2 protein-coding genes are annotated in these 2,334 nt (G+C 31.6%); both read left to right on the top strand.

Features of this window, described 5'->3' with window-relative positions; translation table 11 throughout:
• Nucleotides 1-732: 732 nt before the first annotated feature.
• Complete coding sequence (locus ACFQ38_RS11445) at nt 733-1,182, top strand: MarR family winged helix-turn-helix transcriptional regulator (RefSeq protein ID WP_381480999.1); 450 nt, start codon at nt 733-735, stop codon at nt 1,180-1,182.
• 4 nt (nt 1,183-1,186) lie between these two features.
• Complete coding sequence (locus ACFQ38_RS11440; protein WP_381480996.1) at nt 1,187-2,035, top strand: MBL fold metallo-hydrolase; 849 nt, start codon at nt 1,187-1,189, stop codon at nt 2,033-2,035.
• Nucleotides 2,036-2,334 lie beyond the last annotated feature (299 nt).

Below are 2,334 nucleotides of genomic sequence, written 5' to 3'. Positions count from 1 at the left end.
CACGGCCAACAGGAAAGGGGGACTTTAAAAAATGAAAAAAAGTGAAATTGAGCGAGCTCAATTTCACTTTTTTCTTATTTAAAGCTAGTTATGTCCCAGCCTCTTCTGCTTGTTGACAAAACGCTCGCATACGGCGTTGAGACCAGCAGATTTTTATTTGTTTTTGGAGCCGGATGTAAAATGGGTCGCGGATGATTATTAGACATTTAATGATCCGGAAGTGCGGAAAAAGACAAATGAGATTCTGAAGAAAATGTTTGATAAGCGTGGGATATCCTACGTAACAATTAACTGGAACTATGAGAAGCGGCTGGATCAGGCAATTGAGCATATTGCGAGGCTTATTACGAAATTACGGAGATGAGGGATTATTATTTCGCTTTGATAAGTGATTGAAATGAAGGGTTTTCGGATTATCGTGTGGAATACTCCACAAAATTAAAAACTTAATCAGAGTACAATTAACATAGTAAGTAAGCAAAAATTAATTACTTTTCATTAAATCATTTTCCCATTATGGCTATTAATCTTCCTTCAAAAAATACCTCGGATAAGGCACATAACCTCTAAACTTTCCGTACACCCCTCTATTTCTATTTAAACAAATAAGATGATAGTTAGTTAAAACTTTTTCATATCTCTTGAATGGCTTTAATAATTGACATATATATAATTGTTAAGTAAACTTAACTTAACTAAAAAACTTTAAAATGAATTGGAGATGATAGATCTATGCAAGATTATTTGATAATCATAGACAAAATCAATCAAAAGTTTGAGCAATTTAAGTTATTAGTTTTACAAGAAACCGAAGAGGTTAAGGAATTAGAAAACTTTCACTTAACTCCTCAACAAGAAATAACAATGTTTTATATCATTCGTAATGAGCCGGTAATTGCGAATGATATTGCAAACCATTTTGATATTTCAAAAAGTGCGGTTAGCCAAGTAATTTCAAAGCTTGAAGAAATGAAAATGATATATCGTCAAGTGAATTCAATAAATCGTAGAGAGACCCTTATTTATCTTGGAGATAAGGGTCAAGAGTTTCATCAGCTTCTTAAAAAAATCGATGAAATTCTAGTGGAAAAATATTACTCGAAAGTAAGCTTAACAGAATTAAAAAATGTTCTTGATACATTAAATAAGATTGTCGGAACTAAAAAAAACAAAGGGAGTTAAGATAATGGGGAAAAACTTGAAGCAACTAACCAATCGTATATACTATTTACCGCATGATCCTGAAACAGATCGACCAATCCTATCTGCCATATGTGGGACTCACCAAACTTTAATTGTGGATGCAGGAAATTCTGATGAACATGCTAAGTTATTTCTTAGTGAAATTGATAAACGTCAGATTACTAATTATCATTCTGTAGTATTAACACATTGGCATTGGGATCATAGCTTTGGAACAAATCAGATGAGTATGTTAGCCATAGCACATGAAAAAACAAAAATGCAACTTGAAAAAATCATGGAATACGAATGGTCAGATGACGCTTTGGATGATCGTGTAGAAAAAGGCTTAGAGAATCAGTTTTGTTCAGAAATGATAAAAAAAGAATTTGGGGTAGACAGAAATATCACTATCACTTTACCCAATATTATATTTAAAGAACAATTTGAGATTGATTTAGGTGGTATTCGGTGTGTAATCAAACATGTAGGTGGGGATCATTCTGATGACTCTTCACTCATTTTTGTAGAGGAAGAAAAAGTACTTTTTTTAGGTGACTGTTTATATCCAAGTATTTATACACAACAACCACAATATAAGATTGATAATGTTAGACACCTCTTAGAAAATATTGAAATGTTTGATGCCGAGATTTATGTGCTCTCGCATGAAACTCCATTATCTAAAGATGATTTTATGGGTTATATAAGTCTATTGAAGTTAATTTGTGATTTAACAGAAAAACATCAAAGCAACCACATGAATTTGGTCAATGAACTAACTACTAAAATGAATCGTAAATTAAGTCAGTTAGAAGAAGAAATTATTTATTGTTTTATTAACGGATTATAAATTGATCAATCCAGAGAACCCTGAACCCCAAAAAATTGCTGATTATAGAAATAAAACTTAAAGACAATATTCATAATTTCAATGTCTGAGAAGTGCAATGCTCAGGCATTTTTTATTATTTAAGTTTTAACAATGAAACGATATATAGTAAAGGATAGTTTAAATGTTAACCAATATGATTAATCTTCCAAACTTTAAGATTCTGGATATGAAAGAAAGTGCAGATGATTATAGATTCTTAGTTGAGTCTACTACTCTACCTCCTTCTCATTGTCTAAAATGTGGTACTGTTGCAAACT

This window comes from Sporosarcina contaminans, assembly GCF_042679045.1.
Classification (GTDB): Bacteria; Bacillota; Bacilli; order Bacillales_A; family Planococcaceae; genus Sporosarcina; species Sporosarcina contaminans.
The sequence above is the reverse complement of the archived record's forward strand: the minus strand, read 5'-3'. Positions and strand labels throughout refer to the sequence as shown.

Coding starts and splice junctions, on each gene's coding strand:
- ACFQ38_RS11445 (WP_381480999.1), top strand. CDS start 733: ATGCAAGATTATTTGATAATCATAGACAAAATCAATCAAAAGTTTGAG.
- ACFQ38_RS11440 (WP_381480996.1), top strand. CDS start 1,187: ATGGGGAAAAACTTGAAGCAACTAACCAATCGTATATACTATTTACCG.